Source organism: Micromonospora sp. NPDC050795, assembly GCF_044456785.1.
Lineage (GTDB): Bacteria > Actinomycetota > Actinomycetes > Mycobacteriales > Micromonosporaceae > Micromonospora.
This window is the reverse complement of the sequence record NZ_JBITGE010000044.1, coordinates 1-22,774: the sequence shown is the minus strand read 5'-3', so window position 1 is coordinate 22,774 and position 22,774 is coordinate 1. Positions and strand designations below refer to the sequence as shown.

Annotated in this window: 18 protein-coding genes; 13 read left to right on the top strand and 5 right to left on the bottom strand. The window is 70.0% G+C overall.

All coding sequences use genetic code 11. The annotated features are described in order from the left end of the window. Positions 1 to 113: 113 nt before the first annotated feature. The 8 genes from ACIBEF_RS28595 (at position 114) to ACIBEF_RS28560 (ending at position 11,322) form a co-directional block, all read left to right on the top strand. Positions 114 to 791, top strand: a complete 678-nt coding sequence (locus tag ACIBEF_RS28595) for a hypothetical protein (RefSeq protein WP_396796347.1) — start codon at positions 114 to 116, stop codon at positions 789 to 791. Positions 792 to 967: 176 nt separating this feature from the next. Next, positions 968 to 1,786 (top strand): basic amino acid ABC transporter substrate-binding protein, encoded by an 819-nt coding sequence (locus tag ACIBEF_RS28590; protein ID WP_357224121.1) that lies wholly within the window; start codon positions 968 to 970, stop codon positions 1,784 to 1,786. A gap of 77 nt (positions 1,787 to 1,863) precedes the next feature. Continuing rightward, on the top strand, positions 1,864 to 2,658 hold the full coding sequence (locus tag ACIBEF_RS28585) for an amino acid ABC transporter permease (protein WP_396796345.1): 795 nt from the start codon (positions 1,864 to 1,866) through the stop codon (positions 2,656 to 2,658). Between the two features lie 5 nt (positions 2,659 to 2,663). Continuing rightward, positions 2,664 to 3,503, top strand: coding sequence for an amino acid ABC transporter ATP-binding protein (locus ACIBEF_RS28580; RefSeq protein WP_396796344.1), 840 nt, complete (start codon positions 2,664 to 2,666; stop codon positions 3,501 to 3,503). Positions 3,504 to 3,807: 304 nt separating this feature from the next. Further along, on the top strand, positions 3,808 to 4,812 hold the full coding sequence (locus tag ACIBEF_RS28575; RefSeq protein WP_396796343.1) for a multicopper oxidase domain-containing protein: 1,005 nt from the start codon (positions 3,808 to 3,810) through the stop codon (positions 4,810 to 4,812). Positions 4,813 to 4,835: 23 nt separating this feature from the next. After that, on the top strand, positions 4,836 to 8,774 hold the full coding sequence (locus ACIBEF_RS28570) for a ThuA domain-containing protein (RefSeq protein WP_396796341.1): 3,939 nt from the start codon (positions 4,836 to 4,838) through the stop codon (positions 8,772 to 8,774). Between the two features lie 8 nt (positions 8,775 to 8,782). After that, entirely contained in the window at positions 8,783 to 10,312 is a 1,530-nt protein-coding gene (locus ACIBEF_RS28565; RefSeq protein WP_396796340.1) for an OmpL47-type beta-barrel domain-containing protein, read from the top strand. Positions 10,313 to 10,344: 32 nt separating this feature from the next. Then, positions 10,345 to 11,322, top strand: coding sequence for a hypothetical protein (locus ACIBEF_RS28560; RefSeq protein WP_396796339.1), 978 nt, complete (start codon positions 10,345 to 10,347; stop codon positions 11,320 to 11,322). A 75-nt stretch (positions 11,323 to 11,397) separates the two neighbouring features. Here ACIBEF_RS28560 and ACIBEF_RS28555 read toward each other — a convergent pair whose 3' ends face one another. Both ACIBEF_RS28555 and ACIBEF_RS28550 read right to left on the bottom strand, forming a co-directional pair. Further along, positions 11,398 to 12,531, bottom strand: coding sequence for a DUF1996 domain-containing protein (locus tag ACIBEF_RS28555; protein ID WP_396796337.1), 1,134 nt, complete (start codon positions 12,529 to 12,531; stop codon positions 11,398 to 11,400). A 226-nt stretch (positions 12,532 to 12,757) separates the two neighbouring features. Next, positions 12,758 to 13,282: a hypothetical protein gene (locus tag ACIBEF_RS28550; RefSeq protein ID WP_396796336.1), complete on the bottom strand. Its 525-nt coding sequence runs from the start codon at positions 13,280 to 13,282 to the stop codon at positions 12,758 to 12,760. Positions 13,283 to 13,494: 212 nt separating this feature from the next. Here ACIBEF_RS28550 and ACIBEF_RS28545 point away from each other — a divergent pair, with 212 nt between their 5' ends. The 3 genes from ACIBEF_RS28545 to ACIBEF_RS28535 all read left to right on the top strand — a co-directional run bounded on the left by ACIBEF_RS28545 (position 13,495) and on the right by ACIBEF_RS28535 (position 15,749). After that, on the top strand, positions 13,495 to 14,745 hold the full coding sequence (locus tag ACIBEF_RS28545) for an Ig-like domain-containing protein (RefSeq protein ID WP_396796335.1): 1,251 nt from the start codon (positions 13,495 to 13,497) through the stop codon (positions 14,743 to 14,745). A 57-nt stretch (positions 14,746 to 14,802) separates the two neighbouring features. Next, positions 14,803 to 15,255 carry a hypothetical protein gene (locus tag ACIBEF_RS28540; RefSeq protein WP_396796334.1) on the top strand — a complete coding sequence of 151 codons (453 nt, stop codon included), beginning with the start codon at positions 14,803 to 14,805 and terminating at the stop codon, positions 15,253 to 15,255. 110 nt (positions 15,256 to 15,365) lie between these two features. Then, positions 15,366 to 15,749 (top strand): MerR family transcriptional regulator, encoded by a 384-nt coding sequence (locus tag ACIBEF_RS28535; RefSeq protein WP_396796374.1) that lies wholly within the window; start codon positions 15,366 to 15,368, stop codon positions 15,747 to 15,749. Positions 15,750 to 15,846: 97 nt separating this feature from the next. Here the strand turns inward: ACIBEF_RS28535 and ACIBEF_RS28530 are convergent, their stop codons facing one another. Next, positions 15,847 to 16,956 carry an ROK family protein gene (locus tag ACIBEF_RS28530; RefSeq protein WP_396796332.1) on the bottom strand — a complete coding sequence of 370 codons (1,110 nt, stop codon included), beginning with the start codon at positions 16,954 to 16,956 and terminating at the stop codon, positions 15,847 to 15,849. Between the two features lie 41 nt (positions 16,957 to 16,997). Here ACIBEF_RS28530 and ACIBEF_RS28525 point away from each other — a divergent pair, with 41 nt between their 5' ends. After that, complete coding sequence (locus ACIBEF_RS28525; RefSeq protein ID WP_396796331.1) at positions 16,998 to 18,218, top strand: MFS transporter; 1,221 nt, start codon at positions 16,998 to 17,000, stop codon at positions 18,216 to 18,218. A gap of 60 nt (positions 18,219 to 18,278) precedes the next feature. On the opposite strand, the gene ACIBEF_RS28520 is transcribed toward ACIBEF_RS28525, so the two are convergent. Next, complete coding sequence (locus ACIBEF_RS28520; RefSeq protein ID WP_396796330.1) at positions 18,279 to 19,607, bottom strand: alpha/beta hydrolase; 1,329 nt, start codon at positions 19,605 to 19,607, stop codon at positions 18,279 to 18,281. A gap of 86 nt (positions 19,608 to 19,693) precedes the next feature. Next, complete coding sequence (locus ACIBEF_RS28515; RefSeq protein ID WP_396796329.1) at positions 19,694 to 21,070, bottom strand: serine hydrolase domain-containing protein; 1,377 nt, start codon at positions 21,068 to 21,070, stop codon at positions 19,694 to 19,696. Between the two features lie 237 nt (positions 21,071 to 21,307). Here ACIBEF_RS28515 and ACIBEF_RS28510 point away from each other — a divergent pair, with 237 nt between their 5' ends. Further along, positions 21,308 to 22,684, top strand: a complete 1,377-nt coding sequence (locus tag ACIBEF_RS28510) for an FAD-dependent oxidoreductase (RefSeq protein WP_396796328.1) — start codon at positions 21,308 to 21,310, stop codon at positions 22,682 to 22,684. Positions 22,685 to 22,774: the final 90 nt, after the last annotated feature.

Here is a 22,774-nt window from a genome sequence, read left to right as displayed (position 1 = left end):
CAAGTAGCCACGAGAGGGTGCAGAACGGGAGTGAGCGCACCGACCGGCCCTATCGACGGACGTCACGGGGGCAGTTAATCTTTGGCCCCACACCATCGATGTGAGGAGATGCGATGGCGCGCCGTACCGGCCGACCCTCCTACCAGCTGGACAAGCCCGATGTGCGGCACCGCCGCACGGTGCGCTTCGTGGCCGTCGCGGGCGTGATCGCACTGGTCACCGCGTTGCTGGGTGGGTTGATCGGCTACCAGTTGGGTCGTCCGGACGCGACCGAGGCGACCATCGCGAGCATCAAGCAGGACGAGGCGAAGCGGGACGCTCAGCAGATCGTGGAGCTGATCGAGACGGCCCGGCGCGTCCGGGACCAGGTCGCCCCGGTGCTGGCCGCCATCAAGACGGAGACGACCGCCGGACGTGCGCCGGACCCGGCGCAGGCGCGCCAGTGGCAGGAGGTCATGCGTCAGGCGGCGGAGCCGTTCGCCGAGCCGCCGTCGGGGACCACCGCCACCAACGTGGCGCGCGGAGGCCTGCGCGGAGCGGTCCAGCAGGCGTCGCTGGCCGTCGACGCCTACGCACTGGCGGCCGGCGTTCCAGCGGCGCAACGGGCGGCCCTGCTGGACGTCACCGCGCGGCAGGCGGCCGAGGCCGCGACGATCTGGTCGGTCGCGGCGACCCAGCTCGACCAGATCAGCGTCGACTCCGGCCAGGGTCACCAGCATGTGTTCCTGGACACAGACCCCCACGAAGGAGCCCTCACCCCGGACGGAGCGGCCGAGGGAACCGGTGGCTGAGGCACCTTGCGAGGCAAGTGTCGGGTTTGTCGACTGAGGGCACCCCGCCGGGTCCGCCGAGCGGTCACGGCGTGATCTGGGGGCGACGCGCCGGATCGGGTACGGTCGCTTATCGCAAAGTCTATGAACCAGATTGGCTTTCTGTGAATTGGAAGCCGAATCGGAGGGGCACAGCCGTGAGGTTCCCAAGCGTCGTCCGTCAGGCCGGCCTCGTCGTGGCCGTCACCGCCCTCGCGCTGACCGCGGGTTGCGCGAAGAAGGACGACAGCGAGGTCCAGGCAAGCGGGGTCAAGCTGGTCACGGCCGGCAAACTGACCGTCTGCACCCACCTGCCCTACCCGCCGTTCCAGTCCAAGGACGCCAGCGGCAAGGTGACCGGCTTCGACGTCGAGATCATGGACCTGGTCGCCAAGGAACTCGGCGTCGAGCAGACGATCGTCGACACCCCGTTCGAGGGCATCAAGTCCGGTCAGGACCTCAACACCGGCAAGTGCGACGCGGCTGCCGCCGGCATGACCATCACCGAGGAGCGGAAGAAGGTCATCGACTTCTCCGACCCGTACTTCGACGCCACCCAGGCGATGCTGGTGAAGACCGGCAAGACGTACAAGTCCCTCGACGACCTCAAGGGCAAGAAGCTCGGCGTCCAGGCGGCCACCACGGGTCGTGACTACGCCAAGAAGCTCGAGGCGGAGAAGGGCCTGAAGCTCGTCGAGTTCGAGGACCTCGCCGCCCTCCAGCAGGCCGTCGCCAACGGCCAGGTCGAGGCCGCCATCAACGACCTGCCGGTCTGGACCGAGTACCTGAAGAAGAACCCGGGTGGGTTCGAGGTGGCCGCCGAGTTCGACACCGGCGAGCAGTACGGCTTCCCCGTGAAGAAGGACGCCAACCCGGAGTTGCTCAAGAAGATCAACGAGGTGCTGGCCAAGGCCAGGCAGGACGGCACGTACAACACGATCTACGAGAAGTGGATCGGCAAGCAGCCGAGCGCCTGAGCGCCACGCAGTACCGGAGGGCGCGCGTCCCGCGCGCCCTCCGACGTCGGTAACCTCCGGGAAGGCAACGAGCGAACGTGAAGCTGCGACGCCGCCAGCGGGAGCGGCTGTCCCTCGGGCTCCAGTACCTGGTCTTCATCGCCATCATCGCCACGGTGCTCGTCGCCGCGGACTGGGACAGGTTGGCCGACGCGTTCTTCCGCGTCGACATCATCAAGTCGATGTTCCCGACGATCATCACCGTCGCGCTGCGCAACACCATCCTCTACACGCTGGGCGCGTTCGCCTTCGGCCTCCTGTTCGGGACGATCCTGGCGCTGATGCGCCTGTCCCGGGTCGCGCCGTACCGCTGGGTGTCGACGGCGTACATCGAGCTGTTCCGGGGTCTGCCCGCGCTGCTGGTGCTCTTCCTCGTCGGGTACGGCATCCCGATCGCCTTCCCGGAGCGCGAGATTCCGGGCGGGGTGTTCGGTTCGATAGCGATCGGCCTCGGGTTGACCGCCGCGGCGTACATGGCGGAGACGATCCGGGCCGGCATCCAGGCCGTGCCGAAGGGGCAGATGGAGGCGGCGCGCACCCTCGGCATGTCGCACTTCACCGCCATGCGCACCATCGTCGTCCCGCAGGCGTTCCGGATCGTGATCCCGCCGCTGACGAACGAGCTCATCCTGCTCACCAAGGACTCGTCGCTGGCGTACGTGCTCGGGGTGACGGCGCAGACGATCGAGATCACCAAGTTCGGCCGGGACATGCTCAACGACCGGGTGAACGCGACCCCGCTGCTGGTGGCCGGCCTCGCCTACCTGGTGATCACCCTGCCGCTGTCGCAGGTGGTACGACGCCTCGAACTCCGCTACGCCAAGGCTCGGTGACCCCGATGACGACTACCCCATCCCGCCCCGCCGTGGAGATCCGCGACCTGCACAAGTCCTTCGGGCCGCTCAAGGTGCTCAAGGGCATCGACTTCGAGGTCGGCCAGGGCGAGGTGGTCTGCGTCATCGGTCCGTCCGGTTCCGGCAAGTCGACCCTGCTGCGCTGCGTCGATCTGCTGGAGGAGCCGACCGCCGGCAAGATCTGGGTGAACGGGGTCGAGATGACCGACCCGGACGTCGAGATCGACGCGGTCCGCCGCGGCATCGGCATGGTGTTCCAGTCGTTCAACCTGTTCCCGCACCTGACCGTCCTGAACAACCTCACCATCGCCCAGCGCCGGGTGCTCCGGCGAGGTCGGGCCGAGGCCGAGCGGATCGCACGGACCAACCTGGAGCGCGTCGGGCTGACCGACAAGGCCGACACCTTCCCGGCGCAGCTCTCCGGTGGGCAGCAGCAGCGGGCGGCGATCGCCCGCTCGCTGTCGATGGAGCCGAAGCTGATGCTCTTCGACGAGCCGACCTCCGCGCTCGACCCGGAACTCGTCGGCGACGTGCTCACCGTCATGCGCAAGCTGGCCGAGGACGGTATGACGATGATGGTGGTCACCCACGAGATGGCGTTCGCCCGCGACGTCGCCGACCGGGTCGTCTTCATGGACGGTGGCGTGGTGGTCGAGCAGGGGCCGCCGCAGGAGGTGCTGGGCGCGCCGAAGCACGAGCGGACCCGCGCGTTCCTCTCCCGGGTCCTTGACCCGACCCACGTGGCGCAGCTCGGTCAGCCGGACCAGTCGCCCGCGTCGCCGCAGCCCTCCAGCCTGCCGGCGGACGACCGCCACCACCTCTGACCACAGCTGCCGTACGTCCCCGCGCCGGGTTGCCTCAGTCGAGGGCAGCCCGGCGCCGTTCTGTGCGCCCTGCGTGTCAGCTTCATGTCAATCGACGGACGTCGTGATGTCAAGGTAATCTTTTTGCAATCAGACCTGTACTTTCGTCGATGGATTACATAAGTTGCTGTCATCCATCGAAAGTTCTGAGTCTTCCGAGCAAAGTCCGCGACGAGCCTCACCCTCAGTCGTGCCACCGCCCCGAGCTCGGCGGTCGATGCACCCTGCCCTCGTCGCGTCTTCGCCCGGTCGGGAACGGAGACCCATGGACGATCACGTTGGTGGCCCTCACCGCCACCTGTCCCGCAGATCGCTGATCGCCACCGGCGCGCTCGCCGCCGGGGCTTTGGGCGCGTCCGCCCCAACGATCGGCAGCGCGTTGGGCGGCAGCCCCGCCCGGGCCGCCGCCGGTGTCACCAAGAAGATCACCATCTACGCCGAGCAGTTGCCCGGCAACCTGTTCGGGTACGGCCTGGCGCCTGGTCAGGCCACCGTTCCGGGTCCGATCCTGGAGATGTACGAGGGTGACACGCTGGAGATCACCCTGGTCAACACCACCAACCAGCGGCTGTCCATCCATCCGCACGGGGTGGACTACAGCACCGAGTCCGACGGCAGCCCGTTCAACGCCTCGTTCAACAACCCGGGTGAGACGCGGACGTACGTCTGGCGCTCCCACGAGATGGTGGCCGCGGCGGGTCGGCGGTACATGCCGGGCAGCGCCGGCTACTGGCACTACCACGATCACGCGATGGGCACCGACCACGGCACCGGCGGTGTCGCGAAGGGACTGTACGGCGCGCTGATCGTCCGGCGGCGCGGCGACATCCTGCCGTCGAAGCAGTTCACGGCCGTGTTCCACGACATGATGATCAACAACAGGATGGCCCCGGCGACCCCGATGTTCGAGGCGAACCTGGGCGAGCGCGTCGAGTGGATCGCCATCGGCCACGGCAACCTGTTCCACACCTTCCACCTGCACGCGCACCGCTGGGCGGACAACCGCACCGGGATGTTGGAGGGGCCGAGCGACCCGAGCCTGGTGGTCGACAACAAGGACCTCAACCCCGGCAGCTCGTTCGGCTTCCAGGTGCTGGCCGGGGAGGGCGTCGGACCTGGCGCGTGGATGTACCACTGCCACGTGCAGACGCACTCCGACGGCGGCATGGCCGGGATCTTCCTGGTGCGCAACGCCGACGGCAGCATGCCGCCGGGCGCCGAGGAGGCGATCCACCGGTTCCAGGGCCACACCCACACGCACGGAAGCTGACCGAACCGAAAGTGGGGACGGGCATGACGAGACAACTACGACGAACCCTCGCCGCGGTAGCGGCCTTGGCGACACTGCTCCCGGCGACGGCTGCGGCCGCGGCCGCACCACGAACGGCGGCCGCCCCGCAGGCGGCCCAACCGCAGCAGACAGCGGTCCTGGTGTTCCACGGCCCGGTGGCCGAGCAACAGGACCCGGTGTCGCGCGCGGTGGACACCATCAGACAGCTTGGTGCCGGTCATGACATCGATGTCACGGCCACCACCGACCCGGGCGTCTTCACCGCGGCCGGGCTGTCCGCGTACCGCAGCGTGGTCTTCCTCTCCGCGACGGGCGCCGCGCTGAACCGCGACCAGGAGTCGGCGCTCCAGAGTTACGTCAAGGCCGGCGGCGGTTTCGTCGGCATCGCCGACGCCGCCCGCGCCCAGGTCGACTCCACCTGGTTCACCGGGTTGATCGGCACCCGCCCGGCCGGCGCCATCCCGGTCGCCGAGCCGGTGACCCGGGTGACCGCCAGCGGCGAGAACCCGCCCAACGAGACCAAGGAGAAGCTGACCGACGGCGACGCCAACACCAAGTGGCTGGTCCGCACCCCGACCGCCTGGGTGGCGTACGAGTTGAGCGCACCGAAAAAGATCACCGGGTACGCGCTCACGTCGGCGAACGACTCCGCCGGCCGGGACCCGAAGGACTGGACCCTGCAGGGCTCCACCGACGGTCAGAGCTGGACCGACCTGGACCGCCGCACCGGGCAGACCTTCCCGGACCGCTTCCAGACCCGCCGGTTCGACATCGCCACACCGCAGGAGTTCACGCGCTACCGGCTCAACGTCACCGCGAACAGCGGTGAACCGCTGGTCCAACTCGCCGACCTGCGCCTGTTCACCGGCAGCACCACCGCTCCGGAGCCGCCCGCGGTGAACCGCGCGGTGGTGAACATCCTGGACCGCAAGCACCCGGCCACCGCGTCGCTGCCGCTGACCATCACCCGGTCCGACCGCTGGGAGAACTGGGACCCGAACCCGATCGGTACGGTGCACACCCTCGCCCAGGTCGAGGAGCGGCACTACAACCCGGGGGCGGCCGCCAACGGCGCCTTCCATCCGGTGTCCTGGTGCCGGGACTACGACGGCGGCCGGTCGTTCTACACCGGCATGGGCCACACCGAGGGCAGCTACGGCGAGGAGGCGTTCCGCACGCACCTCACCGGGGCCCTCAACTGGACCACCGGTCGGGTGCGCGGTGACTGCCAGGCCACCATCGCCGCGAACTACAAGGTGGAGCGACTCACCGCCGCCAACCAGACCGGGCAGCTGGACCAGATCGGCGAGCCGCACGGGCTCACCATCGCGCCGGACGGCACTGTCTTCTACGTCGGCAAGGCGGCCTGCCCGAGCGGCCCCATCGCGGACTGGAACAACCCGAACGTCGGCCTGGGCTGCGGCACCATCCACTCCTGGGACCCGCGAACCAAACAGGTCAAGCTGCTCACCACCCTGGAGGTGATGGGCAACCGGGGCAGCGGCTCCGAGTTGGTCAAGGACGAGGAGGGTCTGCTCGGCATCGTGCCCGACCCCGCGTTCGCCGAGAACGGCTGGCTCTACGTCTACTGGATGCCGCACGACTCCGTCGACCGGGTGAAGCGGGTCGGTCAGCGGACCGTCTCCCGGTTCACCTACGACCGGCAGGCGCAGACCATCGACCAGGCCACGCGCAAGGACCTGTTGCAGTTCCCGGTGCAGATCCACAGCTGCTGCCACGCCGGCGGCGGCATGGCGTTCGACGCCAAGGGCAACCTCTACGTCGGCTCCGGCGACAACAACTCCTCGGAGGGCTCGCAGGGTTACGCCGGCAACAACTGGACCCAGGAGTACCAGGGCATCTCGTTCCAGGACGCCCGTCGCACGTCGGGTAACACCAACGACCTCGCCGGCAAGATCATCCGGATTCACCCGGAGCCGGACGGCACGTACACCATCCCGGAGGGCAACCTGTTCCCACCGGGCACCGAGAAGACCCGGCCGGAGATCTACGTGATGGGCGTACGCAACATCGCCCGCCTCCAGATCGACCCGGTGCACCAGTGGCTGACCGCCGGCTGGGTCGGCCCGGACGCCTCGTCGCCCAGCCCGACCCTGGGCCCGGCGAAGTACGAGACGGCCACCATCATCACCTCCGCCGGTAACCAGGGCTGGCCGTACTGCATGGGTAACCGGCAGCCGTACCGCGACCGCAGCAACACCGATGCGACAGTGCTGACCGGCTGGTACGACTGCGACAACCTGAAGAACACCTCGCCGCGCAACACCGGACTGGAGGACATCCCGGCGGCCCGGGACAACATGATCTGGTACTCGCCCGACGGTGGCGGCCCGGTGTTCCCGAAGCGGACCGACGGCAGCGGCCTGCCGACCTACGTGGCGGCCGACGCCACCTACACGCAGCCGTACCTGCGCGGCGGCGGGCAGGCCATCATGTCCGGTCCGACGTACCACCGGAGCCTCGTCGACACCGCCAGCGGAGTGGCGTGGCCGGAGCACTGGGACGGCAAGTGGTTCATCGGCGACCAGTCGAACGCCGCCAACCGGGTCGCGGTCACCGTCGACCCGGCCGGCGTGCCGCAGGCCGCCCCACCGGTGTACGCCGAGTCGCTGCGGGCCATCATCCCCGGTGGCAACGGCGACACCCGGTTGCAGAGCTGGATGGACGCGAAGTTCGGCCCGGACGGCGCGCTCTACCTGCTCGACTACGGCGGCGGCTTCTTCAGCCTGCACGCGAACCAGAAGCTGATCCGGGTCACCTACACCGGCGGGGCGCCCACCCCGGCACCGGCGGCGACCTCGGTCGCTGTGCAGAACAAGCCGCTGACCATCGCCTTCACCGGTTCCCGCTCCGGCGGCGTGAGCCACCGCTGGGAGTTCGGCGACGGCGCCACGTCGACCGAGGCGGACCCCCGGCACACGTACGCCACGGTCGGCACCTACACCGCGAAGCTGACTGTCACGTACGCCGACGGTCAGACGGCGACGGTGCAGACCACCGTGACGGTGGGCTGCGCGGTGCCCGACGACCGGTCGACGATATGGCTCGGCGACACCGACACCGGGGTGCCCAGTCGCACGGTCGGGCAGGGCTGCACGGCCAACGACCTGATCGACGACGAGAGCACCTGGACCGACCACAACGGTTTCGTCCGGCACGTCACCGCGGTCGCCCGCGCGTTGCAGGACGACGATCTGCTCGGCACCCGTGAAGCGGGCACCCTCACGCGCCTGGCCGCCGCGTCGGAGATCGGCCGGGACGGACACACCGGGTACGAGCCGCTCTTCGACGGCACCGCCGAGTCGCTGCGCGGTTGGCAGCAGGCGCCGTCGGGCCAGTTCGGCATCCAGCCGGACGGGTCGCTGCGCTCCAGCGGTGGCCTGGGCATGCTCTGGCACACCAGGGAGCTGGGCGACTTCTCGCTGAAGTTGCAGTTCCGGGACATCGCCCCAGGAACCGGCCGGGCCAACACGGGAGTCTTCATCCGGTTCCCGGACCTGCGAACGCCCCTGGACCAGCGGCCACCGGACAGTTGCGGCACGGTCGGATCGGCGCGGACCTCGCCGGCCTGGATGGCGATCTACTGCGGACACGAGATCCAGATCTACGACGGTGACACCGGTGAGCCGCAGAAGACCGGCTCGGTCTACAACTTCGACCCGGTGCCGCTGGCCCAGGCCGGCGTGACGCCGAAGAACGAGTGGAACGACTACGAGATCCGCGCCGTCGGGCAGCACTACACGATGATCCGCAACGGCGTGGTGATCAACGAATTCGACAACACGCCGGGCAAGCAGTCGTCGCGGGCCGGCGACCCGCCGACCGACCTGCGGCAGTTCCTGCGCGGCTTCATCGGCCTGCAGAACCACGGTGACAACGACCTGACCGAGTTCCGCAACATCCGTGCGCGAGAACTCTAGGAGTGACGATGACCCGACGACTGACGGCCGCGCTGGCGGCGTTCCTGCTCACGGTGATCCCGTTGGCAGTGACGCCCGCCTCCGCCGCCCCGCGCGTCGCCGCCGACCAGGTGTTGACCTGGACCGCCGACGACAGCATCACCCGATACAGGTCCGCGCCCACCACGGCGGTGGCCGGAGCGACCACGATCATCTGGGAGAACAGCGCGGCCACCGGCAACACCACCGGGATGCCGCACACCCTGACCTTCGACACCAGCACCGAGGGCTACAACCACGACGTCACAGTCAACATCCTGGCCAGCCCGTTCGACGCCAACGACGGCCGCCACCAGGCGACAGTGACGCTGACCCCCGGCCGGTACCGGTACTTCTGCTCGATCCCCGGCCACAGCTCGATGGTCGGTGAACTGGTGGTCACCGAGGGCGGCGGCGGTGGCGACACCACCGCGCCGACAGTGACCGCCGCGGTCTCCGGCGACCAGGACCCGGACGGCAACTACCTCGGCGCTGCCACTGTGACAGTGACGGCCACCGACGCCGACTCGGGGATCCAGACCGTCGAGTACCAGGTCGACGACACCAGCTTCCTACCGTACACCGAGCCGGTGCGGGTGACCGCGATCGGCGACCACGCGGTGCAGTTCCGCGCCACCGACCAGGCCGGCAACACCAGCGCTGTCGGCTCGGTGGCGTTCCGGATCGTCGAGCCGGGGGAGGAGGACACCACAGCGCCGGTGGTCACGGCCACGCTGGCCGGCGACCGCGACGGCGACGGCAACTACATCGGTACGGCCACCGCCACACTGACCGCCACCGACAGCGGATCCGGTGTCGCCACCATCGAGTACGCACTGGACGGGGCGGCCTTCACCGCGTACACGAACCCGATCGTGGTGAACACGGCCGGGATGCACATGCTGCACTACCGGGCCACCGACGTCGCCGGGAACACCTCGACGGAGCAGATGTCCCACTTCACGGTCGTCGAGCCGCAGGCCGAGGACACCACCCCGCCCACCGTCGCCGCCACGGTGGCCGGTGACCGGAACGACGACGGCGGGTACGTCGGCGGCGCGACCGTCACCGTCACGGCCAGCGACACCGAGTCGGGTGTGGCGACGATCGAGTACGCGCTCGACACCGGAGGCTGGACGGCGTACGCCGCTCCGGTCGCCGTCCGCGCACCCGGCGCGCACACAGTCCGGTACCGGGCGACCGACGTGGCGGGGACCTCCTCCACCGAGCAGTCGACGTCGTTCACCGTGGTGGCCGACAGCACCGACCGCTGCCCCGACTCGGACACCCGGGCCACCGTGGTCATCGACGATGGCGACACCGGTGTGCCCAACGTGGACACCGGCGACGGCTGCACCATCAACGATCTGGTCGACGAACACGCCGACTACCCCGGCCACGCCGAATTCGTCCGACACGTCGAAGCGGTCACCGCCGCACTCGTGACCGGCGGCACGCTCGACCGGCGGCAGCAGGGCGCCATCGTCCGGGCCGCGGCCCGATCGGACGTCGGCGCATGAGTCCTCGAACCTCACCGACAGGGAGTACCACGATGCCCGGACGTACCGTCGCCAAGCTCGCCACCGTGAGCGCCGTCATCGCGGCCTCGGTGCTGGCCGTGGCGCCCACCGCACACGCCGACCTGGTCACCCACTGCATCGGCACCGGCGGCGCGGTGACCGTGCCCAACGACCTGCTCGTGCCCGCCGGCGAGTCCTGCGCGCTCACCGGCACCACGATCACCGGCAACGTCACCGTCGCGGCCGGCGGCAACCTGGTAGTGACCGGTGGCCGGGTCAGCGGTGAGGTACGCGTCGCCGCCGACGGCTACGTCGACGCGACCGAGACGACAGTCGACGGCCAGGTGGTGCTCGCCGCCGGGGGGTACGGCATCTTCCTGAAGGACGCCCGCACCGGCACCGTCACCGTACGGCCGAAGGGCTCCACGACCATCGACAGCTTCCTGTTCGCCGAGGCGTCGACGGTCACCGGGCACGTCACCGTCGGCGCCGGCGAGGTCCGGCTCGACCGGGGCACCCAGGTGCAGCGCAACCTCAGCAGCACCGGCACCTACTACACCGACCTGCACGACTCGTTCGTCGACGGCACGCTGTCGGTGCTCAACAGCGCCACCGGCAGCGTGGTCTGTGGCAGCGCCGTCCAGGGCCGGGCCACCTTCGCCGGCAACCTGGGCGGGGTGCAACTCGGCCCGAACGGTGGGCTCGACAGCTGCGCCTCCGGCGGTTACTGGGGCGGGGACGTCAGCATCACCAGCACCACCGGTGGTGTCACGGTGGACGACAACATCATCAACGGCCAGTTGACCGTCACCGGCAACGACCCGGTCGCCCAGGTGGCCGCCAACAACCGGATCAGGGGTGGCGTGACCGGCGACCAGGCGGCGGCGACCACCAACCGGGCGGCCCGGGTGGCCGGCCCGGACCGGGAGGACGCCGGCGACCAACGGGCCGAGGTCCGCCGTACCTCGGCGGTGCAGGAGGCCACCGAGGCGGGTGCCGCGACGCTCTAACTGATCGACGCGACGGCGGCCGGTCACCCCCTGGTCCGGGGGTGACCGGCCGCCGTCGCCGTCGTACCGGATCGGCTAGAAGTTACCGGCCGAGTTGCACTTGACGCCCTGGTCGAGGCAGTTGCGCACCCGAGCGGCGAGCGCCTCGTCCTTCCACGCGTTGAAGAAGTCCGCGTGCATGGAGAACGACGTGCCGGACGCGAGGGTGATGCCGTCCGTGTTCGCGCTCAACGGGTACGAGATCACGAAGGACACCGACGGAACGGGCACCGGGTGGCTCTTCGGGCAGGCCCCGGTGTGGTCCCCGTTGGCCATGTGCGCCTTGTGGTCGGGGCTGTCCAGGTGCTTGCCGTCCCAGCAGTCCGGGAAGATGATCTGCCGGACGATGTTCGCCGTCTTGGCGCAGACCGGGAACGTCTTGTCGGCGCTGCGGCCGATCTCGCCGCCGATGCCGGCGCACCAGAAGTGGTTGCCCTGCTTGTCCGGGGTGTCGACCTGGGTCTTGGCGTTACCGGTGATCATTCGCAGGCCGAACGGGAAGGGCTGGGTCTTGCTCGGGTCCTTCAGCCGGGAACCGTAGTAGACGGTCACCTCCTTCGGGTCCACGACCTTGCCGTTCTGGTACATCGTCGGCACCCAGTAGGCGGACTGGTCGTCCGGCGAGTTGCAGGTGGTCGCCTTGGACGCCCGCAGCGATTCGGCTGTCGAGTTGGCGTCGGTCGACTTGTTGCCCCAGAAGGTGTGGTTGTGCGAGCCACCCACCAGCTTCGGCAGGACGATCGGGTCGTCGCTGTTGTGGTGGCTGGTCGTACAGCCGACGTTGAATTCGGGCACCTTGACCGGGTTACCGGTCACCGCCTTGGGCTTGCGCGCGAAGAACGCCTTCGTCGCGGCGGCCTGCGCGCCAGCGTCGATGGTGATCCAGCCGCCGGATGCGGTGGGCGGGGCGGCACTGGTCGCCGGCGTTCCGGGCTTGCCCGGCGCGGACGGGGTGGCCGAGGTGCCCGGGGCGCTCGGCGTGGCCGACGGGTCGCCCGGGGCGGTGGCCGTCGGCGCGTCCGGGCCGGACGAGCCGATGCCGGTGTCGCTGGACGGGCCGGACGCGCCGGGGGTTCCCGGCGCCTCCTTGCATCCGCCGGCCAGCGCCAGGCTCACCAGCAGCAGGGCGGTGACGGAACGACGGTGTCGAGGGGTGGAACGGAGATTCATCAACGGGGGCGCACCTTTCTTCCGAGAGGGAAGAATACGAGTGGACCCCCTGCTCGCTCCCAATTGGAACGATTAATTCTCCCTTAAATAGCGCTCAGCGATTGCCTGGTCAGCTTTGTGGAGTCGCCGTGATGTCGGCTCGATCTCAATTCCCTGATCTCTCTCCAAAAACCGTAATCGGCGACTGTGGCGCCACTCCACTTCTTGAGTGGTCGGCTGTGTCGGGTCAGCAGCGCTCGCGTGCCTTGCGCAGGAAGGCCTCCCGTGAGATGACCTTCGTCGAGTTGTGTCCGCTCGGCGCCAACACCTGGTCCGGGCCGATCCGTGGCAGGTCCGCGAGGGTGAAGTCCACCGAGAGGGCCTCGGGGCGGCTTGACCCGTCGAGGGTGTAGGTGACCCCGGCCCGAAATTCGGTGAGCAGCTCGACGTCCGCCTCGGTCGCAGGGCTGTCGACAGCGTCGGCGACCTCCCAGCCCTCCGGCGGCTGACCCAACAGCGCCACCTCGACGACCTCGCTCGCGGGCGGGCCGGCGATGCGCCATTTGATCAGGGACCGCTTGCCCGGTTCGCCCTTATGGTCGTTCTCGAACACACGGATATTGGCGTCACGGTCGTCGCAGGTGACCAGTACGCCGGTCGGCCGGCCGTCCTGGGCAGCGAGAGCGACAATCGGCTGCTCCGCAGGCGAGCAGGCGGTCAGGATAAGGAGGGGGAGCGGGAGCAGAATCCATGGACGTCGTCTTCCGCGCATGGTGGCAGCATTCCACGGCGGCATCACGCTTCGATGCCCCGAGGATCACGGAAGGGGAGCGCAACCGAGGGGCCGGACCGCGTGCCGTGCCGAACGTTCCCCCCTTCGCGGCGTGATTTCCGGAAACAGCGCGGGGTGCCGTCGACGCGGAGAGAATTGCCGCCACGGAGCACACGGAAGCCGGGGGACGTTCGATGGTTTTACGGAGGCGTATGGCGCTCGTCGCGGTGGCCGTCGCGGCGTCACCGCTGGTCCTCGGTGGGTGCACCACCGAGCGAAAGGCCGCCGTACGTCCCGCCGAGCAGGTGGTGCCCTCGCCCGAACTGACCGTCACGCCCGCCGATCTCTCCCGGAACGTGCCGCTCAGCGCCGAGGTGGTTCCGCTCGTCACGGATGGAAAGATCACCGCCGTGCGCATCGTCGACGAGGCGGGCGCGGCGGTCAGGGCGGAGCCCCGCGAGGACGGCTCGGCCTGGGTGCCGAGCGCCCCGTTGCGCCCGCAGCACACGTACACCGCATCGGTGACCGCCACCGGCGACTCCGGGCGGACCACCACCCGCACCAGCAGCTTCACCACCGCGGCGGCGTCGACGAAGCCGCAGGTGAGCAGCACGTTGTACTTCGCCGACAAACAGACGTACGGCACCGCGATGCCGGTGACCATCGGGTTCGATCCGCCTGTCGCCAGGTCCGCCCGCGCCGATGTGCAACGTCGGTTGTTCGTCACCACGAACCCGCCGCAGCCGGGTGTCTGGTCCTGGGTGGACGACGGCAGCCAGGTCTACTACCGGGCTCCCGACTTCTGGCGACCCGGCACGACCATCAGTGTCCGGGCGGGCCTGACGGGTCTGCCGATCGGGAAGAGCCACGTCGGTGACGCCGACCGCACCGCGACGTCCCGGATCGGACGGCAGGTGTCGCTCGAAGTCGACAACGCCACCAAGCAGATGCGCGTGCTACGGGACGGCAAGCTGATCCGCAGGATCCCGGTCAGCCTGGGCAAGCGCAGCACCCCCACGTCCAGCGGCAAGATGGTGATCATGGAGAAGCACCAGTACACCACGTTCGACACGCGCGGTGAGCCGAACGGCGGCTACGTGGTGAACGTCGAGGACGCGCAACGGCTCACCTGGGGCGGTGAGTTCATCCACGGGGCACCCTGGTCGGTGTCGGATCAGGGACACCGCAACGTCTCGCACGGCTGCACGAACATCTCGGCGGCCAACGCCGACTGGTTGATGGGCGTCACCCGGGTCGGTGACCTGGTCACCTTCACCGGCACCGAGGTCCGGCTCCAGTCGGGCAACGGCTGGACGGCCTGGAACACCAGTTGGGGCCAGTTCATCAAGGGCAGCGCGCTGCCCGTACCCGCGGATCTGCGACCGGCCCCGGCGTCGGCGCCACCCGCCCGTGCGGTCGCCGGTGGTGTGCCGACGCCGGGGCCGCCCGCCTCCGGAGGCTGAACCACCGGGCGCCCGGCGGGCTCTCGCCGCTGGCGCGGCAGCCCTACCCTCCGGGCCATGACGTACGAGCCGACAATGGTTCCCGGCCCGAGGCCCAAGCGGACGCTTCGTACGGTCCTGATCGTCGTCGGCGCCCTACTGGCACTGTGCTGCGTCATCGGCACCTGCGTCGGCCTCTGGCTCTACCGCTCGGTCAAGGACGCCGTCGAACCGGTCCGGGGGGCCGCGACGGCTTACCTCGACGACGTGCGGGCCGGCAACTACGCGGGCGCGTACGGGCGGCTGTGCGACCGGGTGCGCGACACCATGTCGCAGGAGGACTTCGCCCGGATCCAGAGCGCCCAGTTGACGATCAGCAGTTACGAGATCACCGGCGTGAACGTCAACAACTACAACGGGCGGGTCACCGGGACCGTCCAGGTCGAGGTGGTCCAGGCGGCCACCGGTGCGAGGTTCACGCAGGGGGTGGCGCTGGTCAAGGAGGACGGCGAGTGGCGCGTCTGCCAGTGAGAGACCGCACCGTCGCCGCGCAGAAGTCGGTGCGCGAGCTACGGTGAACCTGACGCTCGCGTGAGGAAGAAGGCTGTGTGGCTGACGTCACCGGCCTGGGGGAGGGGTCGATGCGGATCGGGGAACTCGCCACGAAGACCGGGGTGTCGGTACGAGCCCTGCGCTACTACGAGGAGCAGGGCCTCCTGACTGCCGCACGGAGCGGTGGCGGTCAGCGCCACTACCTCGACGACGCGATCGACCGGGTGTATCTGATCCAGATGCTGTACGCCGCCGGCCTGTCCAGCCGAACCATCCTGGACCTGCTGCCCTGCGTCGACGCGAAGGTCAACACACCGCAGTCGCGGGCCCTGCTGCGCGCCGAACGCGACCGCATCGATCGGCAGATCACCCAACTCCGGCAGGCGCGCCAGCGGCTCGACGAGGTCATCGCGGACAGCGAGAGCCCGGCCAGCGGATGCACTCATATGGGCACCGACGCCGTGGTGGCGTAGCGACGCGGCGAGGCCCCATCGTCACCACCCGCCGCGATCTGACCTCTGGGCGATCGGTGGCGGCTCAGCCGGGGCGTCGCTTGGCGTGTCGAGCTGCTCAGCTGCCAACGATCACGCAATGGGCCAGCTCCGGGATGCCGTAGTGCTGGTCGAGGACCTGCATGGCGGCGCCCGCGGCGATCACGTCCGCGCCGAGGCTGGACAGGGTCACCCTGGTGCTGAGCCAGTCCGCGCGCCGGGCGTCCGCCCCGACGGCCTCGGTGACCGCCGCGAGATACGTCTGCGGGTGCCGCAGGAGGTCCGCGCCGGTCAGCACCACGTGGGCGAGGTCGAGGGTCTGGAGCAGGTTGACGACGCCGACGGCCAGCACGCGGGCGGCGTGTGCGATGTCGCCGGCCTCGACGGCGCGGTGGTGCACGATCTCCAGGCACCCGTGCCGGCCACAGACGCAGGGGGGCCCGGTCAGGTCGACGACCGTGTGGCCGAACTCGCCCGCGTTGGTGTGTGCCCCCCGATGGGCCGCGCCGCCCAGCCAGAAGCCTCCGCCGATGCCCGACTCGACCATGATGAGGGCCGCGTCGCCGAACGTCGCGCCGTGTCGCCAGGCCTCCGCCGTGATCCCCGCGGTGACGTCCTTGTCCAGGTGGACGGGGAGACCGAGGTGTTTCTCGGCGATCTCGCGCAGCGGTACGTCGTGCCAGTGCCGCAGGCCGTGGGCGTCCCGGACCAGGCCGTTGGCGTGGTCGAGTGGGCCGATCATGCCGATGCCCAGCCCGGTGAGCCGGCCCCGCAGGTCGCCGGTGCCGGCCATCGTGTCGATGCCGGCGCTCAGGGCGTCGAGGAGTTGCTCCGGGGTGAAGTCGCGGGGCAGCGGGCTGACCGCCGAGTGGTGCACGGTGCCGGCCAGGTCGACCAGGACGAGCCGCAGCGTGCGTCGGGCCACGTGGGCGCCGATCGCGTACCGGCTGTCCGGGACGAGTTCGTAGACGACAGCGGGCTTGCCGATGCCCGGACGCCGGACGCCGGCGGGGCGGATCAGGCCGTCGGCGGTCAGCCGGGCGATGACCTTGGAGACCGCCTGTGGTGTCAGGCCGGTGGCCTCGACCACTGTCGCGCGCTCGAACGTGCGAGCCGTGCGCCCCACCGCCATCACGAGAGCCTGGTTGTAGCCGCGGAGGAACGTGACGTCGGCAGTGACGCGAGTCATCTCACCACCCTATTACGCAACGCTGTTGCTAAATTTTTTCGGTGATCGAGTTGAGTAGAGGTCGACGGCTGGCGGCGCTTGCCGCTCTGGCACTGGGCGGCGTCGCGGTCGGCCTGACCGAGTTCGTGGCGATGGGGCTGCTGCCCGACATCGCCCGCGGTCTGCTCCCGCACGAGTACGCGCGCTCGTCGTCGGACGCCGTCGCCCGCGCGGGCTGGATGATCACCGCGTACGCGCTCGGTGTGGTCGTCGGCGCGCCGCTGATCGCCGCGTTGAGCGCGCGTCTGCCCCGCAAGAAGCTCGTCCTCGGGCTGCTCGTGATGTTCGCCGTCGGCACTGTCGCGTCCGCGCTCGCCCCCACCTTCGAACTGGTGCTGGTGGCCCGGTTCGTGGCGGCGCTACCGCACGGCGCGTACTTCGGTGCGGCCGGTCTGCTCGCGGCGACCCTGATGGGCCCCGGTAACGAGGCCCGTGGTTTCGCCACAGTGCTCGGCGGTCTGACGGTGAGCAACCTGGTCGGCGTACCCCTCATCACGCGGCTCGGGCAGACGGTCGACTGGCGGGTCGCGTACCTGGTCATCGCCGGTTTCTTTCTGCTCACCCTGCTGGCGGTGCTGGCGGTCGTTCCGGAGGTCGCCGCGGCGGTCGACGGCTCGCCGGCCGCCGAGTTGCGGGCGCTGCGGACCTCGCAGGTCTGGCTGGTCGCCGCGACCGGCGCTGTCGGCTTCGCCGGCTTCTTCGCGGTGAACACCTACATCGCACCGGTCACCACCGACGTCGCCGGTCTCTCCGCCGCGACGGTGCCGTGGACGTTGGTCGCGGTGGGTCTGGGGATGACCGTCGGTAACGCCCTGGGCGGCTGGCTGGCGGACCGCGACCTCCAGCGGAGCATGGTCATCGGTTTCGTGGCGATGATCGTGAGCATCGCCGTGTTCAGCCTTGTCGCGTCGACGAGCGTGGGCCTGTTCGTGGGCGCGTTCCTGGTCGGTGCGACCAGCCTGTATCTCGGTCCGGTCCTGCAGGCACTTCTGATCACCGTCGCCCCGGGAGCGCAACTGATGGGCGCGGCGATCAACCAGTCGGCCATGAACATCGCGAACAGCCTGGGCGCCGCGCTGGGCAGTGTCGCCATCGCCGCCGGATTCGGCTACCTCGCGCCGGCCCGGGTGGGTGTCGCTCTGGCGGCCGTCGGGTTGATCCTGGGGCTGGTCGGCTTCGCCGTCGGGCGACGAGTGCGCGAGCGGGTCCCGGCGACCGTCTGACGAGTGCGGGTCCCGGCCACCGTCTCGACCCGAGGTGGCCGGGCCGTCCGCGAGCTGCGGTCAGAAGTCGTCCACGCTGACCGTCACCCGGTCGGTGCTCGATTTCCAGTTGGGCACGTTGATCACCTCGTGGCCGCCGCCGCGTTGGCCCACGGTGATGCGTACCAGGCCGAGGTGTGCCGGCGTCGCCGGGATGAAGACGTCCATGCCGGTGATGAAGGTCTGGCTGAAGAACTCCGGCAGCGGGGCCGACAGGTCGGTGACGCCATCGCTGCCGTCGTCGAAGGCGAAGATGCCGATCGTCCGCTTGGCGCGTGGTGTGTTCGCCGCGTTCAGGACGTCCCTGCCGTTGATCCAGAGGTGGTCGCCGGCGTCGCCCTGGTCGCCCCACCACTCCTTCTGCCGTTGGATCGTGAGCGCCGTGTGCCGGTCGCTGGTCTCGACCAGGCCGCTGAGGCCCTCGCCCGGCTCGCTGGTCGCCAGGCGCAGGAACGAGTCCGAGCGGAGGAACGGCTGGAAGTAGAAGTGGTGCGTCGCGGCGCCCGGGCGTACGACGGCGAACTCGTAGCGGGCCGTGGCGAGCACCGGGAGGGGGCCGAACGAGCCGTCGCCGCCGAGCGGCAGCCGATGCGCGGGCCGGTGTGACAGTCGGCCGCCGGTCAGTGGGCTGACCGGGTAGACCTCGAGGGTCGCGCCGGTGACACCGACGTTGCTCGGGAAGAGCACGGCGCGGCCGGAGACCCGGGCGGCGCCGAAGAGTTGCGGCACGATCCGCGTCGTGTGGGGCGCGCGGCCCCGGAGGAAGCCGAAGATCTCGGTGAACGACTCCGCCGACGACACGGTCTGGGTGTGCGACTGGCCCGCCAGGTGCACGTTCGTGGCGCCGACGACGGCGCGGGCCGGGTCACCCTCGCCCCAGAGGGCGAGCGTGGGCACACCACCCGGCGGGGAGGTCGCGGTGCGCCCGTCCAGGTTGACGTAGTGCGCGACCCGGACGGCGCGCTCCGGCGAGCTGTTGAGATAGCCCTGCGAGACGAAGGTGCCCAGCGAGTGCGCGACGAGGTCGACCCGGTCCGCGCCGGTGGCCGCCAGCAGGCGGGAGATCCGTGCGTCGAGTCCCGCGTACACCTGGGGCAGGATCGTCGCGATGTTCGGGGAGTCGTACTCGTGGGCTTCGATGATGTCGATCGGGTACCCGTTGCTGGCCAGCCGTTTGGCCTGGGTCTCGAACTGCGCCGCTGATCCCGCGCTGCCGTGTACGAAGATCACTGGACGGTGTGTCGGTGTGGCGGCGGCTTCGGCGGCGCGTGGCACGGCGACGGCGGTCAGGCTGGCCGCGAGGGCGACCCCGGCCACCACGGAGAGCAGGCTCCGGCGAGACGTGTGCATCGATCCTCCACCAGGACGGACGAAGTATTTGCACTGCTAGCGCAAGTATCGTGTCAGGGTGGGGCGCGATGGTCCACACCTTTCGGTCAGTTGACCTTCGTGGCGAGCAGGTCGCCGACAGCGGCGCGGACCGGGTCGGGGTTCGACCAGCTCCAGTTGGGGTGCGCGCGGTTGGTGAGCAGCGCCAGGACGAGTTTGCGGTCGGGCGCGACCAGGAGCGAGGGGCCGGCGAATCCGGTGTGGCCGAAGGTTCGGGCCGAGGCGAGCCCGCCCATGAACCAGCTCTGGTTGAGCACGACGCCGAGGCCGTGCGCCGAGGTCCGGTTGGGGCGCTCGGGGTCGATGGCGGGTTTGCCGGCGTTGTGGTTGGTGAGCATCCGGCGCACCGTCGCCGCGGCGAGGATCCGCTTGCCCCGGTGGGCGCCCTCGTTCAGGAGCAACTGACCGATCGCCGCGAGATCGGTCGCGGAGGCGAAGATGCCGGCGTGACCGGCGATGCCACCCAGGTGGTTGGCGACGTCGTCGTGGACGACGCCACGGAGCAGCCCCCGGGACGAGCGGGCGTCGGTCGCGACCAGTCGGCTGGCCTTCGCGGCGGCCGACAGCCAGCTGTTCGGGTTGAAGCCGGTGTCGCGCAGACCGAGCGGGCCGGTCAGGTTGGTCTTGAGCGCCTGGTCGAGCCGCTGGCCGGTGACCTTCTCGACGATCTTGCCGGCGACCATGAGCCCGACGCTGGAATAGCGGAACGTCTTCCCCGGCACCGCGCCGGAGACCAGCGGTGTGCCGAGCACGGCGTTCCAGCGGGCCGCGTTGTCGGGCAGGCCGGTGACCGTGGCGCCGACGGGAAGACCGCTGGTGTGGGTGAGCAGCATCTCGACAGTGATCTGATCCTTGCCCGTGCCGGTGAAGGCGGGCAGGTAGTCACGCACCGGAGCGCCGAGGTCGACGCGACCCTTGTCGACCTGCTGCAACAGCAGGATGGCCGTGTACACCTTGGTGACCGAGGCGAGGTCGAAGATGGAGTCCCGGCGCATCGCGACGCGCTGGTTCGCCGCGAGCAGCTTCGGGCCCGCCGTGTACCGCAGCGCCTCACCGACCGCGGTGTGCACAGTCACCTTCCCGCCCACCACGACGAGAGCGACGGCACCGGGGAAACCCTTGTGTTGCACGGTCTGTGGGGTCGCGGGCAGGTGTCGCCGGAGCAGTGCGGTCACGTCCTGGGCGTAGGGGGCCTGACGCACCGGCGGGTTGCCCCCGACCGGTGCGTCCGGTGCCCTGAGCGGCGGCCCGGCGTCGCCCGCCGCTCCGAATCCGACCCGGCTGCCGGTGGCGCCCTTCGCGGTCGCCGCCTCGCCAGGCCCGGCCGAGCCGGAGTCCGGCGCGCCGGTGGCACCGCAACCGGTGAGGGCGGAGGTCGCGGCGGCAAGGCCGGCCCCGAGCAGAGTTCGACGTGCGACGGACATGCCGGAGATCGTGACAGCCGGCCGGAGGACGCGCCACCTGACCCGCCCGAACGTCGGACCCGTCCGGCCGATCGGCCAACAGGCGGTCATCTGGCGGACACAGCCGGTTGCCTTTCAGGTGGTTGTGCGACGATCGGCGGGCAATACGTCGAACGACCGTCCACCGGTCTGTCCGCGCACAGTCGCTGACAGTGGCCGGGGAGGGCACACACCCCCGCTACCCCCTTGGAGAGCACGATGTCCCTCTCCCCGTCCCGGGTCTTCGCGGAACTGAACGCGCCGCGACCCCCTGACCAGCTGACCCCGACGATGGGCACGGCCGTTGTGGTCGGCGGCAGTGTCGCCGGTCTGCTGGCCGCCCGGGTGCTGTCCGACCACGCCGACACCGTCGTCATCATCGACCGGGACGACCCGCAGGTGACCGGCGCGCGGCCCGGCGTACCCCAGGGGACACAGCTGCACGCGCTGCTGCCCGGCGGCCTCTTCCAACTGGAGCGGCTGTTCCCCGGATTCCGCGACGACGCAGTGGCGCGCGGAGCGGTCGAGGCGCCGCCCGAGGCCCGGCGCAACTACCTCGACGGGCGCCTGAAGGTCGTCGTCCCCGACGACGCCGACAGTCTGGCGGGCAGTCGGCCGCTGCTGGAAGGCCTGATCCGCCAGCAGGTGCTCCGGCTGCCCAACGTCAAGACGATCACCGCCCGCGCCACCGGCCTCGTGTTCGACGGCACCGCGGTCACCGGGGTCCGCTGCGAGGTCGGTGGGGTGCCCGGGGTCGAACGCGCCGACCTCGTGGTGGACGCCATGGGGCGGTCCAGCCGACTCTCGGACTGGCTGGAGCAGGCCGACTGGGACCGGCCGGTCACCCGGCGGATGACAGTGCACCTCAACTACGCGACCGCCCTGTTCCGCCGCCCGGAGGTCACCCCGGCCTCGACTGTCGTCCTGGCTTTGAACACGCCGAAATCGGGGATGGACGTGGCCGGGGCCGCGTTCTTCGCCATCGAGGACGGCCGGTGGATGGCCATGATGGCCGGTTACGGCAACGACCGCCCGGGGCGTACCGCGGATGACTTCGTCCGCCGCCTGCGCGAGCAGTTCCCACCGGAGTTCGGCGAGGTCGCCGACCAGGAGATGATCGGCGACGTCCAGACCTACCACCATGCCGACAGTCGACGACGGGACTTCCACGCGCTCAAGCGGTTCCCGGCCGGCCTGATCAGCGTCGGTGACGCCGTCGCGTCGTTCAACCCGGTGTACGGGCAGGGCATGACGGCGGCGGCCCTGCACGCGGCCTGCCTGTCGACGTACCTTCGGTCCGGCCCGGATCTGCGGGCGCCCGCGCGCCACTATCTCGCGCTCCAGAAGGTCGTGGTGGACGCGGCCTGGTCGCTCTCCACCTCAGCGGACCTGGCGTTGCCCCACGTCGACGGGCCCTACCCGCGCGGCTACCGGTTCTCCCGCTGGGCCAGCGGCCAGGTCATCGCCGCGACCGTCACGGACGTGGTGACCGCGCGGCGGTTCAACGACGTCGTCTCCATGCGCGAACACCCGCACTCCCTGGCCCGCCCCGGCGTGCTCCTGGGGGCCCTGCGCGCCAACCGGCGCGCACGCTAGGTGTTCTGTCCATGGACGTTGGTGACGGGGCGTAGATCTTGAAATGGGTGAGGACCTCCGGGTGAGGTGGAGCTTGTCGAAGGTTCCGCA

What these genes read in the sequence shown, in the direction of transcription:
- ACIBEF_RS28550 (WP_396796336.1), bottom strand. Translation starts at nt 13,282, where the DNA reads ATGCGCGGAAGACGACGTCCATGGATTCTGCTCCCGCTCCCCCTCCTT.
- ACIBEF_RS28570 (WP_396796341.1), top strand. Translation starts at nt 4,836, where the DNA reads ATGACGAGACAACTACGACGAACCCTCGCCGCGGTAGCGGCCTTGGCG.
- ACIBEF_RS28595 (WP_396796347.1), top strand. Translation starts at nt 114, where the DNA reads ATGGCGCGCCGTACCGGCCGACCCTCCTACCAGCTGGACAAGCCCGAT.
- ACIBEF_RS28555 (WP_396796337.1), bottom strand. Translation starts at nt 12,531, where the DNA reads ATGAATCTCCGTTCCACCCCTCGACACCGTCGTTCCGTCACCGCCCTG.
- ACIBEF_RS28515 (WP_396796329.1), bottom strand. Translation starts at nt 21,070, where the DNA reads ATGTCCGTCGCACGTCGAACTCTGCTCGGGGCCGGCCTTGCCGCCGCG.
- ACIBEF_RS28540 (WP_396796334.1), top strand. Translation starts at nt 14,803, where the DNA reads ATGACGTACGAGCCGACAATGGTTCCCGGCCCGAGGCCCAAGCGGACG.
- ACIBEF_RS28580 (WP_396796344.1), top strand. Translation starts at nt 2,664, where the DNA reads ATGACGACTACCCCATCCCGCCCCGCCGTGGAGATCCGCGACCTGCAC.
- ACIBEF_RS28560 (WP_396796339.1), top strand. Translation starts at nt 10,345, where the DNA reads ATGCCCGGACGTACCGTCGCCAAGCTCGCCACCGTGAGCGCCGTCATC.
- ACIBEF_RS28510 (WP_396796328.1), top strand. Translation starts at nt 21,308, where the DNA reads ATGTCCCTCTCCCCGTCCCGGGTCTTCGCGGAACTGAACGCGCCGCGA.
- ACIBEF_RS28565 (WP_396796340.1), top strand. Translation starts at nt 8,783, where the DNA reads ATGACCCGACGACTGACGGCCGCGCTGGCGGCGTTCCTGCTCACGGTG.
- ACIBEF_RS28520 (WP_396796330.1), bottom strand. Translation starts at nt 19,607, where the DNA reads ATGCACACGTCTCGCCGGAGCCTGCTCTCCGTGGTGGCCGGGGTCGCC.
- ACIBEF_RS28530 (WP_396796332.1), bottom strand. Translation starts at nt 16,956, where the DNA reads ATGACTCGCGTCACTGCCGACGTCACGTTCCTCCGCGGCTACAACCAG.
- ACIBEF_RS28545 (WP_396796335.1), top strand. Translation starts at nt 13,495, where the DNA reads ATGGCGCTCGTCGCGGTGGCCGTCGCGGCGTCACCGCTGGTCCTCGGT.
- ACIBEF_RS28535 (WP_396796374.1), top strand. Translation starts at nt 15,366, where the DNA reads ATGCGGATCGGGGAACTCGCCACGAAGACCGGGGTGTCGGTACGAGCC.
- ACIBEF_RS28575 (WP_396796343.1), top strand. Translation starts at nt 3,808, where the DNA reads ATGGACGATCACGTTGGTGGCCCTCACCGCCACCTGTCCCGCAGATCG.